This window comes from Aminobacter sp. P9b (genome assembly GCF_045345995.1).
Classification (GTDB): Bacteria; Pseudomonadota; Alphaproteobacteria; order Rhizobiales; family Rhizobiaceae; genus Aminobacter; species Aminobacter niigataensis.
In genome coordinates this window covers 4,862,098-4,887,251 of sequence record NZ_CP150082.1, presented here as the reverse complement: position 1 = coordinate 4,887,251, position 25,154 = coordinate 4,862,098, and the positions used below count along the sequence as shown (strand labels likewise).

General features: G+C 61.7%; 24 protein-coding genes. 16 read left to right on the top strand and 8 right to left on the bottom strand.

The window, feature by feature from the left end; genetic code table 11:
* Positions 1–137 precede the first annotated feature (137 nt).
* Positions 138–530, top strand: coding sequence for a carboxymuconolactone decarboxylase family protein (locus WHT83_RS24005; RefSeq protein WP_108606936.1), 393 nt, complete (start codon positions 138–140; stop codon positions 528–530).
* Between the two features lie 47 nt (positions 531–577).
* The gene (locus WHT83_RS24000; RefSeq protein WP_183264782.1) at positions 578–1,354 is read left to right on the top strand and encodes an SDR family oxidoreductase; all 777 of its coding nucleotides are present in this window, start codon (positions 578–580) and stop codon (positions 1,352–1,354) included.
* Positions 1,355–1,500: 146 nt separating this feature from the next.
* On the opposite strand, the gene WHT83_RS23995 is transcribed toward WHT83_RS24000, so the two are convergent.
* Positions 1,501–2,862 carry a cytosine deaminase gene (locus tag WHT83_RS23995; RefSeq protein WP_406874052.1) on the bottom strand — a complete coding sequence of 454 codons (1,362 nt, stop codon included), beginning with the start codon at positions 2,860–2,862 and terminating at the stop codon, positions 1,501–1,503.
* 246 nt (positions 2,863–3,108) lie between these two features.
* Between WHT83_RS23995 and WHT83_RS23990 the strand changes: the two genes are divergently transcribed.
* From WHT83_RS23990 to WHT83_RS23975, 4 genes are all read left to right on the top strand, one after another.
* The gene (locus WHT83_RS23990) at positions 3,109–5,067 is read left to right on the top strand and encodes an acetoacetate--CoA ligase (RefSeq protein WP_406872585.1); all 1,959 of its coding nucleotides are present in this window, start codon (positions 3,109–3,111) and stop codon (positions 5,065–5,067) included.
* Positions 5,064–6,089: an NADPH:quinone oxidoreductase family protein gene (locus WHT83_RS23985; protein WP_406872584.1), complete on the top strand. Its 1,026-nt coding sequence runs from the start codon at positions 5,064–5,066 to the stop codon at positions 6,087–6,089. The genes WHT83_RS23990 and WHT83_RS23985 overlap by 4 nt, the downstream gene beginning before the upstream one ends.
* Positions 6,090–7,772: an AMP-binding protein gene (locus WHT83_RS23980; RefSeq protein WP_406872583.1), complete on the top strand. Its 1,683-nt coding sequence runs from the start codon at positions 6,090–6,092 to the stop codon at positions 7,770–7,772.
* Positions 7,773–7,878: 106 nt separating this feature from the next.
* The gene (locus tag WHT83_RS23975; protein WP_183264556.1) at positions 7,879–8,643 is read left to right on the top strand and encodes an SDR family NAD(P)-dependent oxidoreductase; all 765 of its coding nucleotides are present in this window, start codon (positions 7,879–7,881) and stop codon (positions 8,641–8,643) included.
* A 251-nt stretch (positions 8,644–8,894) separates the two neighbouring features.
* On the opposite strand, the gene WHT83_RS23970 is transcribed toward WHT83_RS23975, so the two are convergent.
* Complete coding sequence (locus WHT83_RS23970; protein ID WP_245439703.1) at positions 8,895–9,923, bottom strand: ABC transporter substrate-binding protein; 1,029 nt, start codon at positions 9,921–9,923, stop codon at positions 8,895–8,897.
* Positions 9,924–10,467: 544 nt separating this feature from the next.
* The gene (locus WHT83_RS23965) at positions 10,468–11,466 is read right to left on the bottom strand and encodes a LysR family transcriptional regulator (RefSeq protein ID WP_406872582.1); all 999 of its coding nucleotides are present in this window, start codon (positions 11,464–11,466) and stop codon (positions 10,468–10,470) included.
* A gap of 447 nt (positions 11,467–11,913) precedes the next feature.
* Between WHT83_RS23965 and WHT83_RS23960 the strand changes: the two genes are divergently transcribed.
* The 10 genes from WHT83_RS23960 to WHT83_RS23915 all read left to right on the top strand — a co-directional run bounded on the left by WHT83_RS23960 (position 11,914) and on the right by WHT83_RS23915 (position 20,417).
* Positions 11,914–12,714: a creatininase family protein gene (locus WHT83_RS23960; protein ID WP_108606943.1), complete on the top strand. Its 801-nt coding sequence runs from the start codon at positions 11,914–11,916 to the stop codon at positions 12,712–12,714.
* 5 nt (positions 12,715–12,719) lie between these two features.
* Positions 12,720–13,526, top strand: coding sequence for an ABC transporter ATP-binding protein (locus tag WHT83_RS23955; RefSeq protein ID WP_108606944.1), 807 nt, complete (start codon positions 12,720–12,722; stop codon positions 13,524–13,526).
* Positions 13,513–14,352, top strand: coding sequence for an ABC transporter permease (locus tag WHT83_RS23950; protein WP_108609729.1), 840 nt, complete (start codon positions 13,513–13,515; stop codon positions 14,350–14,352). Before WHT83_RS23955 ends, WHT83_RS23950 begins: the two co-directional genes overlap by 14 nt.
* Positions 14,353–14,367: 15 nt before the next feature.
* The gene (locus tag WHT83_RS23945; protein WP_183264554.1) at positions 14,368–15,726 is read left to right on the top strand and encodes an FAD-binding oxidoreductase; all 1,359 of its coding nucleotides are present in this window, start codon (positions 14,368–14,370) and stop codon (positions 15,724–15,726) included.
* A gap of 39 nt (positions 15,727–15,765) precedes the next feature.
* Positions 15,766–16,800, top strand: coding sequence for an ABC transporter substrate-binding protein (locus WHT83_RS23940; protein ID WP_406872581.1), 1,035 nt, complete (start codon positions 15,766–15,768; stop codon positions 16,798–16,800).
* Between the two features lie 37 nt (positions 16,801–16,837).
* Positions 16,838–17,800 (top strand): PDR/VanB family oxidoreductase, encoded by a 963-nt coding sequence (locus WHT83_RS23935; protein ID WP_318763725.1) that lies wholly within the window; start codon positions 16,838–16,840, stop codon positions 17,798–17,800.
* Positions 17,801–17,803: 3 nt separating this feature from the next.
* On the top strand, positions 17,804–18,463 hold the full coding sequence (locus tag WHT83_RS23930) for a TetR family transcriptional regulator C-terminal domain-containing protein (protein ID WP_318763726.1): 660 nt from the start codon (positions 17,804–17,806) through the stop codon (positions 18,461–18,463).
* A gap of 60 nt (positions 18,464–18,523) precedes the next feature.
* Positions 18,524–18,907 carry a carboxymuconolactone decarboxylase family protein gene (locus WHT83_RS23925; RefSeq protein ID WP_318763727.1) on the top strand — a complete coding sequence of 128 codons (384 nt, stop codon included), beginning with the start codon at positions 18,524–18,526 and terminating at the stop codon, positions 18,905–18,907.
* A 106-nt stretch (positions 18,908–19,013) separates the two neighbouring features.
* On the top strand, positions 19,014–19,433 hold the full coding sequence (locus tag WHT83_RS23920; RefSeq protein ID WP_108606949.1) for a RidA family protein: 420 nt from the start codon (positions 19,014–19,016) through the stop codon (positions 19,431–19,433).
* A gap of 36 nt (positions 19,434–19,469) precedes the next feature.
* Positions 19,470–20,417: a D-2-hydroxyacid dehydrogenase family protein gene (locus WHT83_RS23915; RefSeq protein WP_406872580.1), complete on the top strand. Its 948-nt coding sequence runs from the start codon at positions 19,470–19,472 to the stop codon at positions 20,415–20,417.
* 59 nt (positions 20,418–20,476) lie between these two features.
* Here WHT83_RS23915 and WHT83_RS23910 read toward each other — a convergent pair whose 3' ends face one another.
* Genes WHT83_RS23910 through WHT83_RS23890 form a run of 5 tightly spaced genes read right to left on the bottom strand, consistent with a single transcriptional unit; the run spans position 20,477 to position 25,028 of the window.
* A complete protein-coding gene (locus WHT83_RS23910) occupies positions 20,477–21,607 on the bottom strand; it encodes a Gfo/Idh/MocA family protein (RefSeq protein ID WP_406872579.1) in 1,131 nt (376 codons plus the stop codon).
* Positions 21,604–22,680: a Gfo/Idh/MocA family protein gene (locus WHT83_RS23905; protein WP_406872578.1), complete on the bottom strand. Its 1,077-nt coding sequence runs from the start codon at positions 22,678–22,680 to the stop codon at positions 21,604–21,606. The genes WHT83_RS23910 and WHT83_RS23905 overlap by 4 nt, the downstream gene beginning before the upstream one ends.
* 40 nt (positions 22,681–22,720) lie before the next feature.
* Positions 22,721–23,530 carry a 3-methyl-2-oxobutanoate hydroxymethyltransferase gene (locus WHT83_RS23900; protein ID WP_406872577.1) on the bottom strand — a complete coding sequence of 270 codons (810 nt, stop codon included), beginning with the start codon at positions 23,528–23,530 and terminating at the stop codon, positions 22,721–22,723.
* 38 nt (positions 23,531–23,568) lie between these two features.
* Positions 23,569–23,886: a MocE family 2Fe-2S type ferredoxin gene (locus WHT83_RS23895; RefSeq protein WP_406872576.1), complete on the bottom strand. Its 318-nt coding sequence runs from the start codon at positions 23,884–23,886 to the stop codon at positions 23,569–23,571.
* Between the two features lie 17 nt (positions 23,887–23,903).
* On the bottom strand, positions 23,904–25,028 hold the full coding sequence (locus WHT83_RS23890) for a fatty acid desaturase family protein (RefSeq protein ID WP_406872575.1): 1,125 nt from the start codon (positions 25,026–25,028) through the stop codon (positions 23,904–23,906).
* Positions 25,029–25,154 lie beyond the last annotated feature (126 nt).

Sequence of the window (25,154 nt, the reverse complement as noted above, 5' to 3'; positions counted from 1 at the left end):
GCAGAAGGCGGTCGGAAGCGCGAGGAGGCGCGGCAGGACGATGCTGGCCATAGACCAGCGTTGCGCTGCCGGACTGGCAAGCATGAACTGAATTCTGCCGGGGCTCAGATTGGCCCAACGACTTTGCTGCATGGAGGATGACAATGATTGACAACAACCTGTTCGAACGTGGTGTCGCCAAACGGAAGGCAACGCTAGGCGAACGCTACGTGGCCGCCAATTTGACGGACGCCGACGACTTCACCCGGCCCTTTCAGGAAGCGATGACGGCATGGGCCTGGGGGTTTGGCTGGAGCGACGACGCCATCGACGTTAAAACCCGCAGCCTGATGAATCTGGCCATGATCGGCGCCCTCGGACAGATGCATGAATGGGAAGTCCATTGCCGGGCGGCCCTCAACGCCAACGGCGTGACGAAGGAACAGGTGAGGGCGGCGATCCATGTGGTGGCCATCTATTGCGGCGTTCCGCGAGCCCTCGAGTGCTTCCGCGTTGCCCAGCAGGTACTCGCCGAACAAGCGGCAGACTGAGGTGCCGCAAACGTGAAATGTCGAGCTGACCAATACGGAGAGCGACGATGGATCTCGGGCTGAAGGGACTGCGTGTCATTGTTACCGCAGGCGCTGGCGGGATAGGGCTGAAGATCGCCAAGGCCTTCCTCGACGAGGGCGCCTATGTGCATATCTGCGACGTCGATCGCGACGGCCTGGCGAATGTGAGGCAGCTGCATCGCAGGCTGACGGCATCCTATTGCGATGTTTCCGACCGGGCTTCTGTTGCCGAATTCTTCGCCGATGCGGTCAAGCAGCTCGGCGGCATAGATTGCCTGGTCAACAATGCCGGCATCGCCGGACCGGTGGGGCGCGTCGACGAGATCACGCCCGAGGAATGGGACAGGACCCTGGACGTCAACACGACCGGGCAGTTCAATTGCGTTCGTCTTGCCATCCCGCATTTGCAGTCGAGCGAGAACCCGAGCATCGTCAACATGTCCTCTGCGGCGGGCAGGCTGGGGTTTCAATTGAGGACACCCTATGCCGCGTCGAAATGGGCGGTCGTGGGGTTTACGAAATCCCTGGCGATGGAACTGGGCAGCCTGGGGATTCGCGTCAACGCAATCCTGCCAGGTATCGTTTCCGGCGAAAGACAGGATGCGGTTCTCGCCCAGAAGGCGGAGCTTCGCGGCATCAGTTTCGAGGAAATGAAGCAGGACGCCTTGAAGTGCGCGTCGATCGCGGAATTTGTTTCACCCCGGCAGATTGCGGACACCATTGTCTGCCTGGCGTCGCTGCGGTTTCGAACAACAACGGGCCAAGCCATAGCCGTCGATGGCGACCTTCAGATGCTCAGCTAGAGGTACGGGCATGGTTGCCGCGGCAGACCAGACGGAGTGCACCTGGCGCATTCCATAGGCATCCATCATCGATGCCTGTCCAACTGCCGCAGCCCATGCCCCATATCGGCGGCCGGAAGGACCGGCCGCCGATATGCTTTGACTGCTCATTGCAGCGCCAGGCCTGAAAGGTCGTCAAGTTCTGCGTAGGATGGCAGCGGCGCGTCGATGGGGGCGCCGTGCCGGACAACGATGCGGTTGCCTTCAGGACGTGACAGCAGTTCTGACCATGTGCGGCCCTCGAACAGGGTGAAATCGCCGGAATGTCCTTTGGCGATCACACCTTTGCCGTCGAGACGCATGATTGCAGCCGGCGTAGCCGATACCGCCCTCGGCCAGTCTCCCACCTGATGATCGAGGTGCAGGATGCGGGTCCCCATCCGGAAGGTTTCCATCATGTCGAGGTCGCCATAGGCATAGAACGGATCGCGCGTGTTGTCGGAAGCCAGTGCCACGGCAATGCCGCGCTGCTTCATTTCATGCAACAGCGTGACGCCGCGCCAGCGTGGCGTGGTGCCGTCGTTGCGACGGTCCTGCAGATAGAGATTGCACATCGGCAGTGAAACCACTGCCACTCCAGCCAATGCGACCTTGTCGAGCGTCTCATCGACCGCCGCATGGTCTTGTCTCGCCAGCGAGCAGCAATGCCCAACAAGTACCTTTCCGGAAAAGCGAGACCGAAGCGCGGCCTCGGCGATGCGACGTAGGGCGTCTGCCGAGGGATCGGCAGTTTCGTCGGCATGGAAATCGAGGTCCATTCCGAAGCGGGTGGCCGTGGCAAACATCCGGTCGAGCAGCATGTCGAGGTCCGGCGTGGGGAATGCCACTGCGCCGAGCATGCCGCCAGCGGCGGCAACACGCCGGGCGATGTTTTCGAGTGCGACCTGATCGCGTGCCAGATCGATGCCGAACAGGCAGGCGGCCTGCAGTTCGATGCGTCCGCGCCATTGGTCGCGCAGTTCCTGGAACACCGGCCACGAGATCGCATCTTGTGGCGGCTTGGAATCGAGATGCGTGCGGATTGCAATGGTGCCGTAGTGGTAAGCACATCGGAGCGCGAAATCCATGCGTCGCGCTACATCTTCATGCGACCAATTTTGCGTGCGGTCGGAAATGGTGGCGGTCATGGCGCCGGCGAATGAACCATCCGCCTCAGGCGTTCGCGGCAGGATATGGCCCTTGTCGAGATGCGTGTGGCAGTCGACGAATGCGGGCAAGGCAACCCTTCCGCCGGCATCGATCGAAAGAGTGCCAGCGTCGGCAGCAACACAGCCCGTAGGGTTTGTCGCTGCGATCTTGCCATTCTCTATCGTTACATCGGTGAGCATGAATTCCGCATCAGCCGCCGTGGATCCCGTGGTTGTCAGGGCCGAACAAAGCCGCAAGTTGCGAAGTACATAGCGCCCATGGCGTGCACCGTCGGCTAGCGCCTCGCGCAACGATTGGCGATCTGGGGTGGGGCGAGTCATCAAGTCATCCATTCGCTGGGGGTTGTCATTCCTGAGGGGCGCGAACGACAGCCGCGCCTTGCTGACCTGCAAAAAGGGCATGCGCGGCAACATTTCACGGCTCAGTCGTTTGCAGTTTGCAATAGAATCGAGTAGGTCAATATCTGTGATCACAGATATCAGTTTAAGCTGGCGAAGAGTCAATGCAACCATGCGGATCTGACGCAAGAGGCGGTTTGGCGCATGCCTAAATCGGGAGAGATGCCGATGTCCGTTGAAACGCCGCTGTGGGTGCCGTCCGCCAAGCAGGTCGCGGAAGCGCCGTTGACGGCGTTCGTGGCCGAGGCGTCGGCCCGCGCCGGGCGTGCATTCTCCAGCTATGCCGAACTGCACGCCTGGTCGGTGGACGAGCGCGAGGCGTTCTGGGACCTGGTCTGGGACTTCTGCGGCATCGTCGGCGACAAGGGCAGCCGCGTGCTGGTCGACGGCGACAAGATGCCGGGCGCTGCCTTCTTTCCCGATGCCAGGCTGAACTTCGCCGAGAACCTGTTGCGCGGCGCGGGCTCCGGCGAGGCGATCGTCTTTCGCGGCGAAGGCAAGGTCGAGCGGCGGCTGTCCTGGGACGAGCTGGCGGCCCTGGTGTCGAAGCTGCAGCAGCTGTTCGTTTCGCTCGGCGTCACAAAAGGCGACCGGATCGCTGCGATGATGCCGAACATGCCCGAGACGGTGGCGGCGATGCTGGCAGCCGCCTCGATCGGGGCGGTGTGGTCGTCATGCTCGCCCGATTTCGGCGCACAGGGCGTGCTCGACCGCTTCGGCCAGATCGAACCGAAAATCTTCATCGTGCCCGACGGCTACTGGTATGCCGGCAAGCACATCGAAGTCGGCGAGAAGGTCGCAGCGGTGGCCGCAAAGCTGACGACCGTGAGCAAGGTGCTGGTGGTCGACTATCTCGGCACGGCCAGCGACGTGGCCTCGTCCATCGCCAAGGCCGAGGCGCTGGAGGATGCCCTGGCGCCGTTCGTAGCCAGGCCGGTGACGTTTGAGCCGCTGCCGTTTTCGCACCCGCTCTACATCCTGTTTTCCTCGGGCACGACCGGCATTCCCAAATGCATCGTCCATTCGGCCGGGGGCACGCTGATCCAGCATGTCAAGGAATTGCGCCTGCATGCGGGGCTGAAAGCCGGCGACCGCCTGTTCTACTTCACCACCTGCGGCTGGATGATGTGGAACTGGCTGGTCTCGGGGCTGGCCGCGGAGGCAACGCTGCTGCTTTATGACGGCTCGCCGTTCCATCCCGACGGCAACGTTTTGTTCGACTTCGCCCAGGCCGAGAAGATGACCTATTTCGGCACCTCGGCGAAATTCATCGATTCGGTGCGCAAGGCCGGCCTGAGACCGATCGACAGCCACGATCTTTCGACCGTGCGCACCATCTCGTCGACCGGCTCGCCTTTGTCGCCGGAGTGCTTTGCCTTCGTCTATGACGGCATCAAGAAGGATGTGCACCTCGCCTCGATCTCCGGCGGCACCGACATCGTCTCGTGCTTCGTGCTTGGCGTGCCGACCGAGCCGGTGTGGAGCGGCGAGATCCAGGGTGCGGGCCTCGGCCTTGCCGTCGAGGTCTGGGACGACGACGGCCAGCCGGTGCGCGAGGAAAAGGGCGAGCTGGTCTGCGCCAGGGCATTCCCGGCGATGCCGATCGGCTTCTGGAACGATCCCGACGGCGCCAAATACCACGCCGCCTATTTCGAGCGCTTCGACAATGTCTGGTGCCATGGCGACTTCGCCGAATGGACAGCCCATGGCGGCATGATCATCCATGGCCGCTCGGATGCGACGCTCAATCCGGGCGGGGTGCGCATCGGCACCGCCGAGATCTACAACCAGGTCGAGCAGATGCCCGAGATCGCCGAGGCGATCTGCATCGGCCAGGACTGGCAGGACGACGTGCGCGTGGTGCTGTTCGTCCGCCTCGCCCCGGGCGTTTCGCTGGACGCGGAGCTGGAAAAGCGCATCCGCACCAAAATCCGCACCGGTGCCAGCCCGCGCCATGTGCCGGCGAAGATCGTCGCCGTCGCCGACATCCCGCGCACCAAGTCGGGCAAGATCACCGAACTCGCCGTCCGCGACATCGTCCATGGCCGACCCGTCAAGAACCAGGAAGCGCTGGCAAATCCCGAAGCGCTCGAGCTCTACGTTGGGCTGGGAGCGCTTGCAACATGACGCAGGCGTCAGAGCCTCAAGACACGATGGCGGCGGTCCTCAGCGAGAAGGCTGGCGGGCCAGAAACGCTCGCATTGAGGCGCGTGCCTATACCTGAGCCCGCGCCCGGCCAGGTGCGCATCCGGGTTCGGGCAGTCGGGATCAATTATCCGGATTTGCTGATTATCGACGACCGCTATCAATACAGGCCCGAGCGTCCATTCTCTCCGGGTGCCGAAGTCTCAGGAATTGTCGAGGCGGTCGGCGAAGCCGTGAGTTGGCCTTGCGTCGGCGACCGGGTCATGGCGATGCTCGGCTGGGGCGGCATGGCAGAATATGTCTGCGTCGACGCTGCTCGTTGTTCGCCCATTCCCGACAGCATGCCATACGACGACGCCGCAGCCTTCCTGATGGCCTACTGCACGGCGTATCACGCCTTGCGCGACCGCTCGACACTGCGTCAGGGCGAAACCCTGCTGGTGCTGGGAGCCGGCGGAGGCGTGGGGCTGGCGGCGGTCGAACTCGGCAAGGCCCTGGGCGCCAAAGTCGTCGCGGCTGCCTCAACCGAAGAGAAGCTGGGGATCGCCCGGTCGCTTGGGGCGGATGAGACCGTGCTCTATCCGCGCGGCGAACTGGGGCGCGAGGGCCAGAAACGTCTGGCCGGCTTGTTCAAGGCTGCCTGCGGCCCGGATGGTGCGTCGGTCGTGTACGATGCAGTCGGGGGAGAATATGCCGAGCCGGCCATGCGGTCGATTGGCTGGCAGGGCCGTTACCTGGTCGTAGGCTTTGCGGCGGGTGTGCCAAGTCTTCCCCTCAACCTGCCGCTGCTGAAAGGTTGCGACGTGAGGGGCGTGTTTTGGGGCGCGGCAATGGAGCGTGATCCGCAGCGGCATCATGAATCCGTCGCCGAACTGACTGATCTTTATGTCCGCAGGAAGATCAAGCCGTCGGTTCAGAGGCGGTTCTGCCTCGAAGAAGCCGGGCTCGCTTTGAACGCGCTCGCCGCGCGGGAAGTGTCCGGAAAAATCGTCTTGTCGATGTGATTGGGGTGGCGCTGGCTATCGTGCCAAGGCGCCGGCCGAAGAGGGGGAGAATTATCAATGCGTCTGGAACCACATCTGTCGGCGCGCCCGGCGAACTGCGTTGCGCTTACGCCGGTGGATTTCCTGCTTCGATCGGTCGAAGTTTTTCCGACGCGGCCGGCGGTTGCCTGGCGCGACAGACGTTGGACTTATCGCGAGTTTGCCCGGATGGTCGGCCGGCTTTGCCGTTTCTTGAAAGAGCGAGGCGTGCAGGCAGGAGACGTCGTCTCCGTCATGGCCGGCAACCGGCCCGAGATGCTTGCCGCGCATTATGCCGTGCCGATGATCGGGGCGGTTCTCAACACCGTCAACACGCGGCTCGACGCCGACGCCGTCGGCTTCATTCTCAACCATGCCGAAAGCCGAATGGTTCTTAGCGATGCCGCGAGCCGTGACGTCGCCAGCCTGGCCGCGAAGGCCAAAAACGTTCAATGCGTCGTTTTCGCCGACGATGGCGAACGGCATGCCAGCCTGGATGTGCTCGACCTTCTCGCCGACGACGGCATCGACATAGCGCTCGAGAATACGGCCGTCGTCGACGAATGGCAGCCCATCAGCCTGAACTACACGTCAGGAACCACGGGCGACCCGAAGGGTGTGGTTTGCCATCACCGCGGCGCCTACCTCAATTCGATCGGCAATGTCCTGGCCCTCGGGCTCAATTCGCGTTCCGCCTATCTGTGGACGCTGCCGATGTTCCATTGCAACGGGTGGTGCCACACCTGGGCCGTCACGGCGGCCGGTGCGCTGCATGTCTGCCTCGACAAGGTCGACCCGGGCGTTGTCTTTGCCGAGATAGCAAGACATGGCGTCACGCACATGTCCTGCGCGCCGGTCGTGCTCTACATGCTTCTCAATCACCCGGCGCGAGAAGGTCACGACCCGGCGCGGCGCGTCAGTGTCGCCATGGGTGGGGCGGCTCCGACCAGCACCTTGATCAATGAACTCGATGCGTTGGGTTTTGACCTCACGCACCTGTACGGTCTTACTGAATCTTTCGGGCCGGTGACCATGCAGACGCTCGCCGAACACCAGAACTCGCTCGATGCGGCGGCGAAAGCCGTCGAACTGTCGAAGCAGGGCGTAAGGCACATTTCGGCCAGTCGCGTTCGCGTCCTTGATGACGCGGCGAAGGACGTGCCGGCGGATGGCGTGACGCTCGGAGAGATCGTGCTGGCGGGCAACACCGTGATGGCCGGTTATTATCGTGATGCCGAGGCGACCGCCGCAGCCTTCCTCAACGACGTATTCCATACGGGAGACATGGCGGTCCGTCATTCGGACGGCAGCATCGAGATCAAGGACCGCTCGAAAGACATCATCATTTCTGGCGGCGAAAACATTTCGAGCATCGAGATCGAGAACGCGCTGCATCAGCATCCGGCCGTCCTGCTTGCTGCAGTGGTCGCCGCACCCGATCCCAAATGGGGCGAAACGCCCTATGCATTCATCGAGGTGAGGCCGAATGCCGGGGTCAATTCCGAAGAGTTGAAGGCATATTGCCGAGAAAGATTGGCGCCGTACAAAACGCCGCGTCACTTCAGTTTCGGTGAACTGCCAAAGACCGGCACGGGAAAAGTGCAGAAGTTCATGCTTCGCGCCCGCGCCAGGGAACTTGCAGCCGGCGCGGAACAGCGGCGCTGAGTGTGGCGTGAATCCGCCAGCAGCCTTGGCTGGCAACCCGTTGCCATTTTGCGCGACTTCGCGCGGCAGGGTTTCCATAACGAATTCAAAGACCTAGGAAAAACGCGTGGACCTTTTCAAACTTGATGGACGAGTGGCTGTCGTAACTGGCGGGAATGGCGGGATTGGGCTTGAGATGGCTCGAGGACTTGCGGCTGCCGGGGCAACTCCGGTTCTTGTCGGACGCAACCGGGACAAGGGAAAGAACGCGGTCGCCGCATTGAAGGCAGACGGATTTGATGCGCTGTTTTTCGAGGCTGATGTAACCTCTGAGAGCGAATGCAGGAAACTTGTCGCTTCCATTGTTGAAAAATGCGGCGGCGTCGACATCCTCATCAACAACGCCGGGATCGCTATCCGCAAAACTCCCGAGGACTATTCCGAGGCAGACTGGAAGGATGTCATCGACACCAATCTGTCGAGCGCATTTTACCTGTCCCAAGCGGTATTCGACAGCATGAAGGCCCGGGGTGGCGGCAAGATCATCAACATCGCGTCAATTCTCGCGGTGTTCGGAGCGCCGTTTTCCGTTGCCTATTCGGCGAGCAAGGGTGGACTTGTGCAATTCACCAGGGCCCTGGCTACCGCCTGGGCATCTTCCAATATCCAGGTAAATGCCATCCTGCCAGGATGGATCGATACCGATCTGACGGTTTCTGCGCGCAGCGAGGTCGCGGGCCTGGCCCAGCATGTGATCGACAGGACCCCGGCAAAACGCTGGGGTCGGCCGGAAGAACTCGCCGGTCCAGTTGTGTTCCTGGCGAGCTCTGCGTCCGACTTCGTGACGGGCGCATCCCTGACCGTGGATGGTGGTTTCTCCGTGCAGGCGTGAACGGAGAGGCGAAGGCCTCGATTGGCCAACCTGTGGGGTGCGCGAGCCCGATCGACGCGCGCAAATTTACGCAACTGGTTGGTGAGCATCGCAAGCCCGAGCCGGTGGCCGCTGGCGGCAATTTTGGATCGGCGATTTGAGTTTACCTGAGCGGCGATAGTGGTGAGCGAAGCCAACGGCAACTTTCGGCTCATTGCCGAAAGTCGCCTGGCATGTCGGGGTGGCTCGCGCGATGGCCCGAGCCGCTTCTGCTAGTTGCCTTGAGCCCGCTTGCGGATGTCGACGCCGACAGCCTTGTTTACGAACTTGTCGGTGACGACCTTGGCGAGGTCAATCTCGCCGGGCTTGTAGAGCCCGACTTCCACCATGTCGTCATAGAACTTGGAGAAACGCTTGAGATCGACAGCGCCGATACCACGTTCCACGGCGTCGCCGCCGTCGATGAGGCCCAGGCGGAGGATCTCGTTGACCTCGGCGTCGAGCTTTTCAACCGTCATTTCGGGATTGTCTTTTCGAATCAGGTCGTAGGCTGGGGTGCGGTCGCCATAGAGGAAATTGCTGTAGCCGATCATGGTCGCGTCGATGAAACGGCTGACCAGGTCCGGGTTGTCGTCGACCAGTTCGGTGCGCGTTTCAATGACGCTGGAGTAGGCGGACCAGCCATAATCTGCGAGCAGGAACACGTCCGGCTTGAACGCGTCGATGTAGAGCGGTTCCGACGTGGCATAGGCCTGTTGAACGGACTCTGGATTGGCGAGGAACGGCGCCATGGTGTAGTTGTATGCCTTCACCTGATCATCGCTGAGATCAAACGCACGTTTTGCCCAGGGCCACCAACTGAATTGGGCAGGGCGCGCGACATAGATTGTTTGCGCGCGACGCATATCGGCGATGTCCTTGAATTTTCCCGGATGCGCCATCACCGCTATCGGGTCTTTCTGGAGCAGGGCCGCCACCATGACCGTCGGTATGTTCGCTCGGTAATTCTCCAGAACATTCTGTGGCACCGACAAAAGGAAGTCGACTTTTGCTGCGGACAGCAGAGCGCGGGTGTTGATCTGCGGCCCGCCCTGGACGATCTCGACGTCGAGGCCAAACTTCTTGTAAGTGCCGTCGGCGACCGCCTGGTAGAAGCCGCCATGGCTGCCTTGAGCCTTCCAATTGGTCGCGAATGCGACCTTGTCTTGCGCCTGGACGGTCACGACCGACCCAACCAGACCAACCACCAGCGACATCGCACAGCTCAATCGCTTTAGGCTCGTTGCTATCATTCCGTTCATTTTTTCTCCTCCCAGAGTTGCTTGCAGATAACGCTCACGTAGGCCCCGCCTGACGTTCTTTTTGATCTACTCCTGTTGGTGGTTTGCCCGATCGGGGGTCCCGTCGAGGTCGTGACGGGCCTGCCTTTGTGCGGCGCGAGGTCGGGTTGCGATGTATCGCGGCTGGTCGCGCCGACCCTCAAATGCGCGGTGCATTCTTTTGTTGTCGGGACCACTGTGCTGCAGATACCCGATGGGTTCCATGCGCCTGCGGGGAACAGAAGATATGCTGGTTGGGTATAGCTGGCTAAGTCGCATGGCCCGACGGCGCTACTCTCACAAAACACAGACAAGCGATCGCCGGTCGTGTCGGGCCGTCGTCCATGGGCTGTTGCACAGATGGCCAGCAAAGGAAAATCGTCGCACGCGAGGCGGATTTGATCCGTGGCGCGGGCGGACCTATCGGCTCGTGCCGCCGGGGCATGGCTGCATGCGTCGACGCGAACGCAATGCCGGGCCGCCGTGCGCCCGGTGATGCCTGCTGGTTATGCCACTGCAGTCCTGATCAGAGAACGCCCGACAGGGCGGCCTGGAGCCTTTCGGCGCAATCGCCAATGCTGGCCGTCGTGCGTTGCTCGACGTGACCTACCAACCGGCCGTCGTTCAAGGCCAGGCTGACTTCGGTACGAACCAGTTTGGCCAGTTCCCGCATGGCGCGTGTGGTTTGTGTCTGAAGCGAGAACGCAATCATGAAGTCTTGGCGCAGCCCAGGTTCGACGAGGCGGCGGAAGCCGAAATCGCGGTTGCCCACCTCTGGCAGGATCAGGCCGTGTGGCAGAACGGTGAAGCCATGGCCGCCGCGTACGAGGTTTTTTAGCGCAACCAACGCATCGACCTCCGCTTTGACATTGAGCTCGAGGCCAAGCTTGCGCATCGCACCGTCCAACTCGCGCCTCAAGCCGTGATGGCGGCCAACCAGCAGAAGAGGAAGCTTGGTCAGATCGCTGGTCGGAAAGACATCGGAATTGGGCGAAATTGCATCGATGTCATCGCGCGGACCGAAGAGAAACAAATCGACGGACATCAGGTAGTCCATTCGCATGTACGGTGAGCGCCTGGCATGATTGATGACGGCCATGTCGATCCGCCCCGCGGTCAGCCATTCATTGATGAAGCCGGACAGCCCGTCGACCAGGTGTACTTTCACATGGGGAAACCGTCGCGAAAACTTGGCAACGATCTCCGCGCCGATGGCGGCACTTATGGACGGAGGCACACCGAAGCTGATCTTGCCGGTAGGCACGACGGAACTTTCCCTGAGCTCAGATCGAACCTGCTCCAGATCGCGGATGATCGGAGCAACGACGCTCTGAAGCTGCTTTCCTTCGCTGGTCAGCCGGATGCCGCGCCCATGGCGGTAGAACAGCTGAACGTTGAGTTCCTCCTCCAACTGGCGCATGCGCCTGCTTAGGGCTGGTTGGGCTATGCCCACCACCGTGGCCGCCTTAGAGAGAGACCCGCCCTCGATAATGGCGAGGAAATATTCCAGCTGACGAAGCTCCAATGCACCTGCCTCCACCAAGTTGGGTACCACGGCATGCCAGCCGGCATGCGTGTTGCTCTCGAAACAGACGTCTGATCTTTCGTACAGTATTTTTACATGTGGAAAGTACGCCTTGGAGGCGCGCCGTGTCAAACGGTGTGATTTGGCCGCTTTCGTAGCGCAAATACCGCGATTGGGGGCGTTTCATGGCAGCGCGTTGAGGACCACGCCGGGCCTGTTTGGAGGGCGGTCAGGGCGAAATGGGTGAGTTCCGAAGACTCCGTCCACTCTGCCGGTTGTGATGCAGGGCATGGCTTTCTGCGGTCCGGAGGCAAAACGGGGTGAAAATCAGGCGACGGTTAGATCCTTGTTCAGTGTGATAGCAGGTGGCTTGACACGAGGTTTGAACCAACGCAAAGTATTTTTACAAATGGTAAGGATGCCTGAAACCTGGGAGGTTAGGACACGATGCTGCGATACTGGGCCGACTATACAAGTGCCGCTTTCGCCAAACTCAAACGCGACGAGCTGATCGCTGTTTTGCCTGTATCGGCAATCGAACAGCACGGCCCGCATCTGCCTGTTTCCGTGGATACGACCATCAGCGAGGGCGTGGTCGCGGAGACTATCAAGCGGCTGCCGGACGATCTGCCGGTGGTCTTTCTTCCCGGTCAGCGCGTTGGAAAGAGCAATGAGCACAGCCGCTTCCCCGGCACGCTGACGCTCTCGGCCGACACGCTGCTTCGCGTGCTGATGGATATCGGCGAAAGCGTTGCGGCCTCGGGCGTGCGCAAGCTGGTGCTTCTGAACAGCCATGGCGGGCAAACCGCTGTGCTGGACATCGTCGCGCGTGATCTTCGTGTGCGCCATGGCCTTTTCACGGTAGCGACCGCCACGCATGCATTCGGCATGCCGTCCGGCCTCTTCAGCGCTGCCGAATCGAGGTTCGGTATCCACGCGGGAGACAAGGAAACATCGATGATGCTGGCGCTGCGTCCGGACCTCGTCGACATGAGCAAGGCGGAGCGGTTCGTCGGGCTGCATGAGCGCCTGGCCGAGACGAATACGCATCTGTCCATCGGTCCGCTGACAAAGCTGGGCTGGCAGATTCAGGATCTGCATCCGTGCGGGGCCTGCGGGGATGCTGCCGCAGCAACTGCCGACAAGGGCAAGCAGGGGCTTGAGTTCGTGGCTGAGCGATTCGTCGAACTGCTGCGGGAGATCCATGAGGCGCCCCTCACATGGCTCACCAACGAGCCGGCGTGGTGACCGCAATGGGAATTGTACCTACCATGACGAAAGCCGACAGCCTGATCCGTATCAGCGGCGTCGACAAGCGCTTCGCCAACGGGACCGTCGCCTTGCGCGATCTGTCATTGGATATCGGCCAGCGGCAGTTCATCAGCTTTCTTGGGCCATCGGGCTGCGGCAAGAGCACGGCCCTGCGCATGATCGCCGGACTTACTGCGCCATCGACGGGTTCGATCGAGTGGAGCAAGGAGTCAGGCGCCGCCAGCAAGCACGTGCATGACATCGGTTTCGTTTTCCAGGAGCCGACGCTGATGCCCTGGGCGACGGTGTTCGACAATGTCTATCTGCCTTTGAGGCTTGTCGGAACCAGTCGCAAAGCGGCGCAGCCGCTCGTCGAGGAAGCCCTTGAGCAGGTCGGTTTGGCGAACTTCGCTGCCGTTTACCCGCGTGAATTGTCGGGTGGCATGAAGATGCGCGTCTCCATTGCCAGGGCGATGGTGACGCGGCCGCGCGTCCTGCTCATGGACGAGCCGTTTGCGGCTCTCGACGAGATGACGCGCGTCAAGCTCAACAACGACGTGTTGAGGCTCTGGTCGGAGCACGATCTGACGGTGATCTTCGTCACGCACAGCGTGTGGGAATCCGTCTATCTGTCCAATCGCATCATCGTCATGGCGGCGCGCCCCGGTCGCGTTGTCGACGATATCACCATCTCGGCTCCCTATCCGCGTGACGACGAATTCCGAATGTCGGCAGAGTACGCCGAGAACTGCAAGCAAGTGAGCAAGGCGCTGAGGAGCACGCTGGATGGAAACGATGTCGACCACTGAAAGCCAAAAGCCCCGTGCCGTGCAAGCGGCTGTGACCGGCAACGGCGAGCGATTCTTGCGGCTCGCATTGCCCTTGGCAACCATGTTCGCCTGGTTGGCGGCCTGGGAGTTTTACGTGTGGCAGCAGGCCGTGCCACCGTACATCCTGCCGGCGCCATCCCTCATTCTTCAGACCCTGGTGGAGAATTTCTCCTCTCTTGAGTCCTCGCTTTGGTTCACGCTGAGGCTGACTTTGATGGCTCTGGCTCTTGCCGTCCTAAGTGGAGCGTTGATCGGCACCGTCTTCGCCCTTTCGCCGCTGATTGAACTTAGCTTCTTTCCCTTCGCCATCATGCTGCAAGTGACGCCGATCATCGCCATCGCGCCGCTGATCATGATCTACGTGGACAGCACTTTTGCTGCGCTGCTGATCTGCGCCTGGATCGTCGCCTTCTTTCCCATGTTGTCGAACACAGTGATCGGCCTGCGCAGCGCGGATCACAATCTCAAGGCCTTGTTCCGGCTCTACCGGGCCACGCCCTGGCAGACGTTCCGCTACCTGCTTGCCCCTTCGGCTCTGCCCTTCTTCATGGCGGGTCTCAAGATTGCCGGCGGGCTGGCGCTGATCGGCGCGGTCGTTGCCGAGTTCGTTGCCGGTGCCTCCGGTCGCGATACCGGCCTCGCCTCCCGCATTCTGGAAGCGAGCTTCCGAAACGAGATTCCACGCATGTTCTCGTCCCTGGTGCTCGTCTCGATGTGCGGCATGGCGATCTTCATGATCAACATCTGGCTGTCGAAACGGCTCCTCGGCTACTGGCACGAGAGCGAAATCAAGAGCGAAAGCTAGGTCGGGGAAATTCTGATGATACATACCCAAGCATCCTTTGACCTCAAGGCGCTGCAGGCCGATCTCCCTGGCATCACCCAGTCCACGGACCCGCAGCAGCTCAGGCTCAAATCTCGTGACTTCTACTGGTACTCACCGATCCTGGACGCCCGTCTGAAGGACTGTCGCGCCGACGTCGTGCTGCAGCCTCGCGATGAAGCAGAGATCGTGGCGATCGCCGCTGCGGCGGCCCGCCATCAGGTACCGCTTACGCTGCGCGGCGGCGGCACCGGCAACTACGGCCAGAGCGTGCCGCTGGCCGGCGGTGCGGTCATCGACATGACGAAGCTCGACCGCATCATCGAGGTTGGCGACGGCTATGTCCGCGTCCAGGCCGGTTGCCGCATCTCGGTTATCCAGGAAGCGGTGGAGCAACACGGCCAGCAACTCATGATGTTTCCGTCGACGCAACGCATCGCGACGATCGGCGGCTTCATTGCCGGCGGCCTCGCCGGCATCGGGTCGATACGGCACGGGATCATTCAGGAATCGCACTTCGTCCGCTCCGTACGGGTGCTCACGGTCGAGGAGGAGCCACGTATCATCACGCTCGCCGGCGACGAGGTGGATGCGATTCTCCACGCATGGGGAACAAACGGCATCCTGCTGGAATTCGAACTCGGGCTGGTGGCTGCGGAAGACTGGATACACTGCATTACCCAGTTTGCGAGCTATGAGGATGTGCTCCGGTTCGGAAACGTCGTCCACGCCACCCCAGATCTGGATGTTTTCCAGTTGAGTGCGGTGGAGGGGCGTTTCGCTCCGTATTACGAGTCGCTCGGGTCCCATTTCGATGCGGCCCGCCATGCGATGTTTGGAGTCGTCAATCGGAGTCATCTTGAAGCGTTTCGTGCACTCGCCGCTTCGTTCGGTGGTGAAATCACTCTCGCCATGGACGAGGATGAACTTGAGCATGCGGAACTGCCTCCGATGCACGAATGCGCGTTCAATCACACGACGTTGCAAGTGCTCAAGAAGGATAGAGGCTGGACCTACCTGCAATTTGTGATGGCGCAGCCATTCGATCCGGAGCTCGTGACGCGCCAGATGGCACGCTACGGCGACGAGGTCCTGATGCACCATGAATTCACCAGGGTAGGGGGCGCCCCGCGGGTCTCTTGCTTGCCGCTCGTCCGTTACAGCTCGCAGGAGCGGCTTGCGGAACTGGCGCAGGAATTTGCCGCCGACGGCTGCCTGGTTCGCAATGCCCATGCCTTCACGCTTGAGGAGTGTGGCCGGGTCGCGGATCAGGAACAGATAGCCATGAAGGGCGTCGCCGATCCGCTGGATCTTTTGAACAGAGGAAAGTCGGCCACGATCGTCGGGCGGGAGTGACGGTCACAATCGGCTACAGCTACTTGGGAGGAAAACACCATGAATGGGATGATTGAAACTAAACTCAAGCGTATGGGCTTGGCTCTAGCCGCTCTGGCTGGAGGTCTGATCGGATCGGGCATGGCGGCCCATGCGCAAGACAAGGTCGGCTTCGCCACCAACTGGAAGGCTCAGGGCAGTCAGGGTGGGTTCTACCAGGCGATTGCCGACGGCACCTACAAGAAGTACGGCCTCGACGTCGAGATCGTGCAGGGGGGGCCGCAGGTCAACACCCGCGCGCTGTTGCCGGCCGGCAAGGTCGACTTCCTGTTGTCTCCGTCGCCTCAGAATGCGTTGGAAAACAACCGGGCCAAGATACCCACCACGATCGTGGCAGCCTTCTTCCAGAAGGACCCGCAGGCACTGATGGCGCATCCTGGCCGGTACAAGGCTCTCGGCGACATGAAGGCGGCTCCGATGGTGTTCATCGGCAAGCCGGCGCAGTTCACCTGGTGGCCATGGCTAAAGCTGAAGTTCGGCTTCAGCGACGACCAGGTGAAGCCATACAACTACACGCTGGCGCCGTTCCTGACCAAGCCGGATTCGGTGCAGCAAGCCTATGCCACCGCGGAAGCGCTTTACGTCGACACGTTCAAGCCCGACGTATTCATGCTGGCCGACTACGGCTGGACTGCCTACTCGAACATCATCGAGACGCGCAGTGAACTCATCCAAGACAACCCGGACCTGGTGCAGCGCTTCGTCGATGCCTCGATCATTGGATGGAACAACTACCTCTACGGCGACCGCAAGCAAGCCTATGCCCTGATCCGCGAAGACAATCCGGAGATGACTGAAGAGAAGCTTGAGGCGGAGGTCGCGGAAATCCAACGGCGAGGCCTCGCCGATACTGGCGACGCCGTAGACAAGGGCCTCGGAGCCATCGATCTCAAGCGCCTTGCCGGTTTTCACGACGAGATGGTGGAAGTCGGGCTCTACAAGCCTGGCGAGATCGACCTCAAGACCGCCGTCACGGATAAGTTCGTCAACAAGGGCGTCGGGCTCGAGGTGCGGAAGCAACTTGAGACCAAATAACGCCTGCAAGCATGCAAGTGCCTAGTACGAGGATAGAATGACAACTCCTTCCCGGCTCCAGGTCGTGGTCCAAGAGATCATCGACGAGACGCAAGACATTCGCAGCTTCGACCTGCGGGCAGCCGACGGCTATTGTCTGCCTGCATTCGATGCGGGAGCGCATGTCGACGTCTATGCGCCGGGAGGGTACGTTCGGCAATATTCGCTCTGCAACGATCCGACCGAGACCGGGCGGTATGTGATCGCCGTCAAACGGGAACCGAACGGGCGAGGCGGTTCAGCGGCGATGCATGACAGCGTCAAAGCTGGTGATCGGCTCGAGATCAGCACCCCGCGCAATCATTTCGCGTTGGAACCGGGCTCGGCCCGTGTTCTGCTTGTCGGCGGTGGCATCGGCATGACGCCGCTGATGGCCATGGCGGAAACCCTGCTTGCAAGGGGCATCGACTTCGATCTTGCGTTGTTCGCGCGTGGACGGGCTTTTCTGCCTTTCGCCGAGCGCCTGGGGCGTCCCGAACTTGCGGCGCACATGCGGCTGCATTTCGACGCCGCTGACGAGCCTGAGAAGATCGACCTTGCCCAATTGCTGGGTGGAACTGCAGATGGTCGGCATCTCTATCTCTGCGGTCCGGACGGCTTCATGAAGGCAGTGCGGTCGCATGCTGCACACTGGCCTTCCGACCAGGTGCATGTCGAACATTTCGCGGCCAATAGAGAAGACGTGGCGGAAGGCGAGAGCCGGCAATTTGCGGTAATTCTTGCGCAATCCGGCAAAGAATTAGTGGTGCCCTCCGACAAGAGCATCTTGGATGTCTTGCGCGTCCACGGTATTGATGTTCCGACCTCGTGCGAGGAAGGTGTATGTGGTACCTGCGTGACTAACTATTCAGATGGCGAGCCCGATCACCGTGACTTCTGCCTGAGCCCGCGTGAGCGTAAGAATAAACTTGCCCTGTGCTGCAGCCGTGCGTTCAGCTCCACTCTTCGCATCGAATTGTGATCCATGAAAACAGCTGATGCACCACGCACGCCGTACTCCGCTGCCAAGCGCAAGCAGGTGCTCGACGCAATCTATGATGCGGCCATCGTGGAATTCTCGCTCCATGGGCCGAAGGGAGCGTCGACCCAGGGGATCGCCGAGCGCGCCGGCATCTCCAAGCAGCATCTCCACTATTACATCGACAGCAAGGAAGCGCTTTATGCCGAGGTGATGCGCCGCGCCATCACCCGATGGGGCAAGGGCATCACGCTTGCGGGCAAGCACGCCGATCCCGTCGAGGCGATCTCGGCGCTTATCCGCAGCAAGCTCGACTTCGCGCTCGATTTTCCCCAGGAATCCCGGCTTCTGACAAATGACGTCCTAAGTGGCGGCACATTCATGGCGCCGCTGTGGAAACAGTGGACGGCGCGGCGCCGCAAGGCTGCGCTCGTCGTCGAGCGCTGGATCAGCACCGGGCTTATCCAGCCCCTCGACCCGATCCTGTTCATGTTCCATCTTTGGGCGCTGACGCAATATTACGCCGACTATGAATCGCAAGTTCGCGCGATCATGGGGGTCAAGGATGGGCAACCCCTGGACCGCGAGCGCATCGTTGCCGAGGTGACGACTTTTGTGCTCCGTGGCTGCGGCCTGGATCCAGCCAGCGTGAAAAGCGAAGTCTGACGTTTATCGCCGACGCTGCGCCGCGCGAACGAACGCCATCAACATATCAAGGTAGAAAACGTGGACAACAAGCTGTTCGAACGCGGCGTGGCGAAGCGACGTGCGACACTCGGCGAAGATTATGTCGCTGCCAACCTCACCGAAGCCGATGAGTTCACGCGGCCCTTTCAGGAAGCGATGACTGCCTGGGCATGGGGCTTCGGCTGGAGCGATGACGCCATCGACGTAAGAACCCGAAGCCTGATGAACCTCGCAATGATCGGTGCTCTTGGGCAGATGCACGAGTGGAAGATTCACTGCCGTGCCGCAATGAATGCGAACGGCGTGACGAAGGAACAGGTCAGGGCGGCCATTCATGTGGTTGCCATCTACTGCGGCGTTCCACGGGCGCTCGAGTGCTTTCGCGTGGCGCAGGAAGTGATGGCCGAGCAGGCTGCCAACTGAGCCGCGGGATTTCCTGAAACCAGCAGTCGAAACAGGTCGCTCGCACGTCCCCTTCGTTCGAGAGACAGGGAGATGCGGCTTCGCATCCAGTGATTTGAGGCATGAGATGAATGACACCAAAAGCGCGTTGAGGCACCTTTTGCCTCAATCGATCCAGCCCCCACTCGCGGCCTATAGCCATGGCGTCGCCGTGGCTGCCGATTGCGAACTGATCTTCTGTTCAGGGCAATTGGGGATATCGTCCGATGGCGAAATCTCGCCTGATGTCGCCGAGCAGGCAGAACGCTGCTTCGACAACATCCGCGTCATTCTCGCCGAAGGCGGAATGTCCCTGGCGGACGTCGTGCGGATCAACGCCTTCGTCACCGACAGGGCCTACATGAAACCGTACATGTCGGTGAGGGATCGGCTTTTTCCCGACCCGGCACCCGCATCGACCCTGATGATCGTCAGCGGATTTACCCGCGAGGAATTCAAGGTCGAGATCGAAGTCGTCGCGGCCCGTGCCCGCATGACGCATGACTAATAGCTCATTCCGGGTGGTCCTATGTTGAATTGCGTCGTGCTTGACGATTATCAGGATGCAGCGAGAAAATGCGCTGACTGGGACAGTCTTCAGGGCAAGGTCGAGCTGACTTTTAGTCATCTTCCGATGGATAGCGTGAATACGCTGGCGACGATCGCCGATGCCGACATCATTGTTGCGATGCGCGAGCGGACGCGCTTCGATGCAGGCCTTTTGTCGAAGCTGCCGCGGCTGAAGTTGCTGGTCACGACGGGCATGGTCAATGCCGCAATCGACTTGGCGGCCGCGGCGCGACAGGGCATCACGGTTTGCGGCACTCGCAGCATTTCCACGCCGACGCCCGAACTCACCTGGGGTCTGCTTCTGGCGCTGGCCAGGCACATTCCGCAGGAACATCAGGCGATACGGACCAATGGCCATTGGCAGGGTACGGTTGGGGTCGATCTCGCGGGCAAGACCATCGGCATCGTCGGGCTCGGCCGTATCGGACAGGTGATTGCGCGCTATGCGAAGGCCTTCCAGATGGAGGCATTGGCCTGGAGTCCCAACCTGACCCACGCCCGTTGTCTCGATGCCGGCGTCACCCTGGCCCCGTCCCTGGGGCATCTGCTGGAAGCCGCCGATGTCGTCAGCTTGCATATGGTCCTCTCCGAGACCACAAGGCATATGATCGGCGCCAATGAGCTGCGAAAAATGAAACCCACAGCGTTGCTGGTGAATACCTCGCGCGGTGGTCTCATAGATACCGGGGCACTGGTCGCTGCACTCGATGCGGGGGCCATCGGGGGAGCGGCACTCGATGTGTTCGATGCCGAGCCGTTGCCTGCTGATCACGCGCTCCGTCGCTCAGACCGGCTGATCACGACGCCTCATATTGGCTATGTGTCTGAAAACAACTACCGCGTCTACTATGGGGACGCGCTCGAGAATATCGGCGCGTGGCTGGGTGGAGCGCCGCTTCGTGTGTTGGCTGGGCCTGTCTAAATACGCGACAGATGGTCTTGCGGGTCGATTGAAACCTTGGACGAGGCGTTGGTCCGGGCTCAGCCCGGAGAACGTTTCGCCTCCTCCAAGCTGCGAACGGCGCCGGGCACGACCGGTGTGCCGCGGTGCGTCGAGGCGATCGCGGCGAATGTCAGCCCAAGGCTCCGGAGATTGGCCCGGGCACCGTTGAGCGGCTCGCGGCCGTCTTCGATGGCCGACAGAAGCTCCCCCATCGTGCCGGCAAAGCCGTCATTGAACCAGCTGCCTGCGAGTGCGGGCCGTGCCGTGCCGGCAGCCGTCGTCAGCTCCACGGCCTGAATGCCGAGGTCGGGGCCGGTGCTCGACAGGCTGCCTCCAGTGCCGGCTATGTAGGTGCGGTCCTGCGGGCCGAAGGGCGTCGCCCCGTCGAAGGCCAGAGAAGCCTGCCCACCGTCGAATTCGACCAGCGCCTGTGCAAGCAGCGGAGGCCGTGCCTCCTGTCCGGCGGCGCGGTTGCGGGTCGCATAGACAGAGGTGGCGCGGTCGCCGATCAGGCTCGCCAGGAAGTCGAACCAATGCACGCCGAAATCATAGAGCACGAGATCGTCGATCGCTTCAAAGGGCGTGCCCTTGATCCAGCCGTGGTTCCAGTGGATCGAGACGTGGCAGGAGACGAGGTCGCCGATCAGGCCGGTGCGAACCGCCTCGCGCATCCAGGCGAGATGCGGGGCCCAGCGGCCGTTCTGGTTGACGGCGAGCTTCACGCCCTGTCGCTCCGCGAGGTCGACAAGGCGTTCGCCGGTGTCGAGGTCGAGCACATAGGGTTTCTGCGACAGCACATGCTTGCCGGCGAGAAGTGCCCGCTCGATCATGCCCTCGCGCTCGGCCGGATGGGTGGTGATGTCGACCACCTCGATGTCGTCGCGGACGAGAACTGCGGCAAGGTCGTCGGTGATCGCCGCATCGGGAAAGAACTCGTCGCGACGTTCGGCGGCCTTGGCCAGCGTGCGGTTGCAGATGACGGCTACGTCGAAACCGGCTTTGCGATAGGCATCGAGATGGGCGAAGGAAATGCCGCCGGCGCCGACGAGCGCGATACGCGGCGCATAGGTCCTCGGCCGGGGCGGGCGATAGGCGAGGTCGGGGGCCTCGACGAGCCTGGTTTCGGCGGCCTTCAGCGCATAGGCGTCTTCGCTTGGTGTCCCGCTCATGGCAGCAACTCGACGGTGCGCTTGAGTTCGGCCGAAAGGGCAGCACTGTCGGTGATCTGCTGGCCGATGCGCGACAGGGCCGGGGAGAGCGGGCCCGAGATCGGCTGATCCTTCGCCAGGCAATCCAGCACATATTCGATCGGCGCGCGACGACCGACCGGGAGCACGTCGACCGGGATCTGGTGCGCCTCGGGCCGCGTGCGGGTCTGCACCGTGACATGCGGCTCGTAGTCGTAGCTGGAAATGGTGCCGTCCCTGCCGACGATGACGAAGCCGCATTTCGGCTGCGGCTGCAGCGTCCATGGGTCGGTAAAAGTGCCCCAGCGCGTCTCGAACCGGGACAGTCCGCTGGCGTAGCGGCAGACGGTGATGGAATGCTGGTCGACTTCGATGCCGGGGACCTGGTCGACGACCGAAGTGACCTCGACCGGCTTGTCGCCATTGCGGAACCAGGTGGCCAGCGTCACGCCATAGCCGAGATAGTCGCGCAGGCTGCCGCCGCCGGAAGCCTTCTTGTACCACCAGGACGACGGCTTGGCCGCCTCGACTTCTTCCGGCGTGACCTCGACCTTGTCGGCGAGGTGGTAGAGCGGTCCGCGGTTGCCATCGTAGTAATGGACTTCGATGACCTCGCCGATGGCGCCGTCATCAATCAGGCGCTTCGCCGTGTTGTGGCTGGGATACCAGGCGAGCGGCCAGTTGATCGCCATCTGGCGCCCGGTCGGCTTCATCGCCGCGATCATGCGGTCGGCATCGGCCAGCGATGACGCGAAGGGCTTTTCGACCAGCACATGCACCTTGTGGCGGGCGACGCGCTCGACATGGTCGGCGTGCTCGGCCGTTGCCGCACAGATGATCGCGACATCCGGCTTTGTCGCCTCGAGGCAGGCGTTCAGGTCGGTGAAAACGCGGTCCGCCGGGATGGAAAAGTTGGCGATCGCGGCAGCCATGCGCTCGGGCTGCCTGTCGTAGATGCCGACGATCTCGGCATCGGGATGCTGATGCACCTCACGCAGCAGGTCGCCCATATGCATGTGATCGAAATTGATGCCGGCAACACGCCATCTGGCCATTTTGTCCTCCCTCGTCGTTCCGCGGTCCTTCCCGATCTGCCTAGACCAACGGCGTCTTTTCCATCTCGGCCAGGAAACGATCCTGCTCTGCCGCGCCCATGCGGACAAGGTGGCTGGCAGCGGGGTAGGCGCCGCTCGAAACATCGGCTGCATATTCGCGGAAAGCGGCGATGCGCTCCTGCTGCAGGCGCTGATACTGTGAATGAAAGTCGCGATAGACCTTGGAATGCCTGGGATAGTGGCCGTCGTGCTCGCCGAGCACGTCAGTGGCGAACAGGTATTGCGCGTCGCAGCCGGCGCCCGCACCCATCGAGATCATCAGCAGGCTGGTGCGTTTCGAAATCGCCTCGGCAACCGCCGGCGGCACGACCTCGATCTCGGCGGCAAAGGCCCCGGCCTCTTCCAGCGCTTTTGTCTGCTGCCAGACCATTATCGCCGAATCACCGGTCTTGCCGACAGCCTTGAAGCCGCCGGTCCAGGTGCGGCGCGACGGGATCAGCCCGACATGGCCGACGACGGGGATGCCCTCGTCACGTAGGCGGCGGATGATCTTCAGGCTGGCGCCGCAATAGACGGCGTTGGCGCCGAGCTTGAGCAAGCGGAAGGCGACGCGGAGATAGTCCTCCTCGGTGATGTAGGCACCGGGCTCGAGGCCGCCGACGACGAAGGGAGTGGGGCAGACGGCGCGGAATCCTTCAAGCGACAGCACCTCCGGCGGCACCGACAGCATGTCGATGCCGGCGGCATTGGCGGCAGCTGCCTCGTCGAGCGATTCGACCCTGAGCTTGGTGAGCTGGCGCTTGCCCTTGAGCGCGAGCAGGTCGGCGACGGTGGGCTGGGAAGACTGCATTTTCATCTCTTGGCTGGCGTTCGGGCTTGCTTGAAAGGTCAGGCGATCTGGATCAGCACGCGGCCGTCCTCGACCTTGACCGGATAGGTGGCGATGTCGACGCAGACGGGCGCGCCCTTGGCCTTGCCCGTGGTGAAGTCGAAGCGGCCGTTGTGCTTGGGGCATTCGATGATGTTGCCCATCACCAGCCCGCCGGAGAGATGGACCTTCTCATGCGTGCACAGGCCGTCGGTGGCGAAAAAGCGATCGTTCTCGGTGCGGTAGAGGGCAAAGGTGCGGCCGTCGTGATCGAAGCGGATCACGTCGTCCTGGTCGATATCGTCCGTGTCGCAGGCGTTGATCCATAGTTCCGGCATGATGGGTCTCCGACGGCCTATTCGGCCGGATTGATGATGGCGCCGTGGTTGTAGGGCACCGGCGTCTTGCCGTCGGGCAGGCGCCTGATGACGTGGAAGGCGGGCTCGCGCACCTGGCGCAGGATGGTCGGGATGATCTCGCGATAGGCGGCGATGGTGCTGGGGTAAGGCTCGGGGCAATCGTCCTTGATGGCCTCATGCAGCCTGGGCAGCGCGTGATAGGGCACCATTGGGAACATGTGGTGCTCCACGTGGTAGTTCATGTTCCAGTAGAGGAAGCGGAACAGCGGGTTCATGTAGATGGTGCGGGTGTTGAGCCGGTGGTCAAGCACGTCCTCGGCGAGGCCGGCATGCTGGGTCAGCCCGAAATAGATGGTCATGAAGCCGCCGTACAGGCTGGGCAGTCCGACCAGCATGGCGGGCAGGATGCTGCCCATCCAGACGCAGGCGACAATGACCGCGGCAAAGATCGCGAGATAGATGCGCGCCACCAGATAGACTTTCCAGCGCTCCATTTCGGGAATGAAGGTGGCCTCGTCCGCCTTGAGGCGGCCAGCGGCGTGGATGAACAGCGACTTCAGCGTCATCAAGCTGCTCTTCAAGGCGAAGATGTTGAGCAGCAAGGCGACGACATCGGGCGGGCGCGGTACGGCGATCTCGGGGTCGCGGCCGACGATGATGGTGTCGGTGTGATGGCGGGTATGGCTCCAGCGCCAGACCGTCGGCTCGCGCAGGATCATGAAGCTGGCGACGTAATAGAGCACGTCGTTCATCCAGCGGGTCTTGAAGGCCGTGCCGTGGCCGGCTTCATGCCAGCGGCTGTCGCTCGACGAGCCGTAGAGCACGCCATAGACCAGGAAGAAGGGGACGGCCCACCAGCTGCCCCAGAAATGGATGCCGCCGGCGGCGGACAGGACAAGCGCTGCTACCCAGATGGCGGTGTCGCGCAGGGCGGGGCCGTCGCTGCGCTTCATCAGCTCCTTCAGCTGCTTGCGCGGGATAGGGCAGGAGTACCATTCGGCGGCGGCGATGCCGTTGGCCTCGGCGAGCGCCGCGTCGCGGCCGATCAGGCTGTAGTCTCTGGGTGTCGGTGTCATGGTCGGCAGCATTTCAAAATCAGAAGCATCATAATGATGTTTCATTTTGATGCTATCGGCAGAAATTGCGCTGCGTCAAGCCTTGGCCGAGGCAAATGCAGATTGGAACCAGTGGGAAACCCGCGCTTCCACTAAAAAAGCATCATTTTGATATCAGGTTGACGTTGACCG

Coding starts and splice junctions, on each gene's coding strand:
- WHT83_RS23950 (WP_108609729.1), top strand. CDS start 13,513: ATGTCGACCACTGAAAGCCAAAAGCCCCGTGCCGTGCAAGCGGCTGTG.
- WHT83_RS23920 (WP_108606949.1), top strand. CDS start 19,014: ATGAATGACACCAAAAGCGCGTTGAGGCACCTTTTGCCTCAATCGATC.
- WHT83_RS23890 (WP_406872575.1), bottom strand. CDS start 25,028: ATGAAACATCATTATGATGCTTCTGATTTTGAAATGCTGCCGACCATG.
- WHT83_RS24005 (WP_108606936.1), top strand. CDS start 138: ATGACAATGATTGACAACAACCTGTTCGAACGTGGTGTCGCCAAACGG.
- WHT83_RS23960 (WP_108606943.1), top strand. CDS start 11,914: ATGCTGCGATACTGGGCCGACTATACAAGTGCCGCTTTCGCCAAACTC.
- WHT83_RS23930 (WP_318763726.1), top strand. CDS start 17,804: ATGAAAACAGCTGATGCACCACGCACGCCGTACTCCGCTGCCAAGCGC.
- WHT83_RS23990 (WP_406872585.1), top strand. CDS start 3,109: ATGTCCGTTGAAACGCCGCTGTGGGTGCCGTCCGCCAAGCAGGTCGCG.
- WHT83_RS23985 (WP_406872584.1), top strand. CDS start 5,064: ATGACGCAGGCGTCAGAGCCTCAAGACACGATGGCGGCGGTCCTCAGC.
- WHT83_RS23900 (WP_406872577.1), bottom strand. CDS start 23,530: ATGCAGTCTTCCCAGCCCACCGTCGCCGACCTGCTCGCGCTCAAGGGC.
- WHT83_RS23970 (WP_245439703.1), bottom strand. CDS start 9,923: ATGAACGGAATGATAGCAACGAGCCTAAAGCGATTGAGCTGTGCGATG.
- WHT83_RS23910 (WP_406872579.1), bottom strand. CDS start 21,607: ATGAGCGGGACACCAAGCGAAGACGCCTATGCGCTGAAGGCCGCCGAA.
- WHT83_RS23895 (WP_406872576.1), bottom strand. CDS start 23,886: ATGCCGGAACTATGGATCAACGCCTGCGACACGGACGATATCGACCAG.
- WHT83_RS23905 (WP_406872578.1), bottom strand. CDS start 22,680: ATGGCCAGATGGCGTGTTGCCGGCATCAATTTCGATCACATGCATATG.
- WHT83_RS23940 (WP_406872581.1), top strand. CDS start 15,766: ATGAATGGGATGATTGAAACTAAACTCAAGCGTATGGGCTTGGCTCTA.
- WHT83_RS23955 (WP_108606944.1), top strand. CDS start 12,720: ATGGGAATTGTACCTACCATGACGAAAGCCGACAGCCTGATCCGTATC.
- WHT83_RS23995 (WP_406874052.1), bottom strand. CDS start 2,862: ATGACTCGCCCCACCCCAGATCGCCAATCGTTGCGCGAGGCGCTAGCC.
- WHT83_RS23935 (WP_318763725.1), top strand. CDS start 16,838: ATGACAACTCCTTCCCGGCTCCAGGTCGTGGTCCAAGAGATCATCGAC.
- WHT83_RS24000 (WP_183264782.1), top strand. CDS start 578: ATGGATCTCGGGCTGAAGGGACTGCGTGTCATTGTTACCGCAGGCGCT.
- WHT83_RS23945 (WP_183264554.1), top strand. CDS start 14,368: ATGATACATACCCAAGCATCCTTTGACCTCAAGGCGCTGCAGGCCGAT.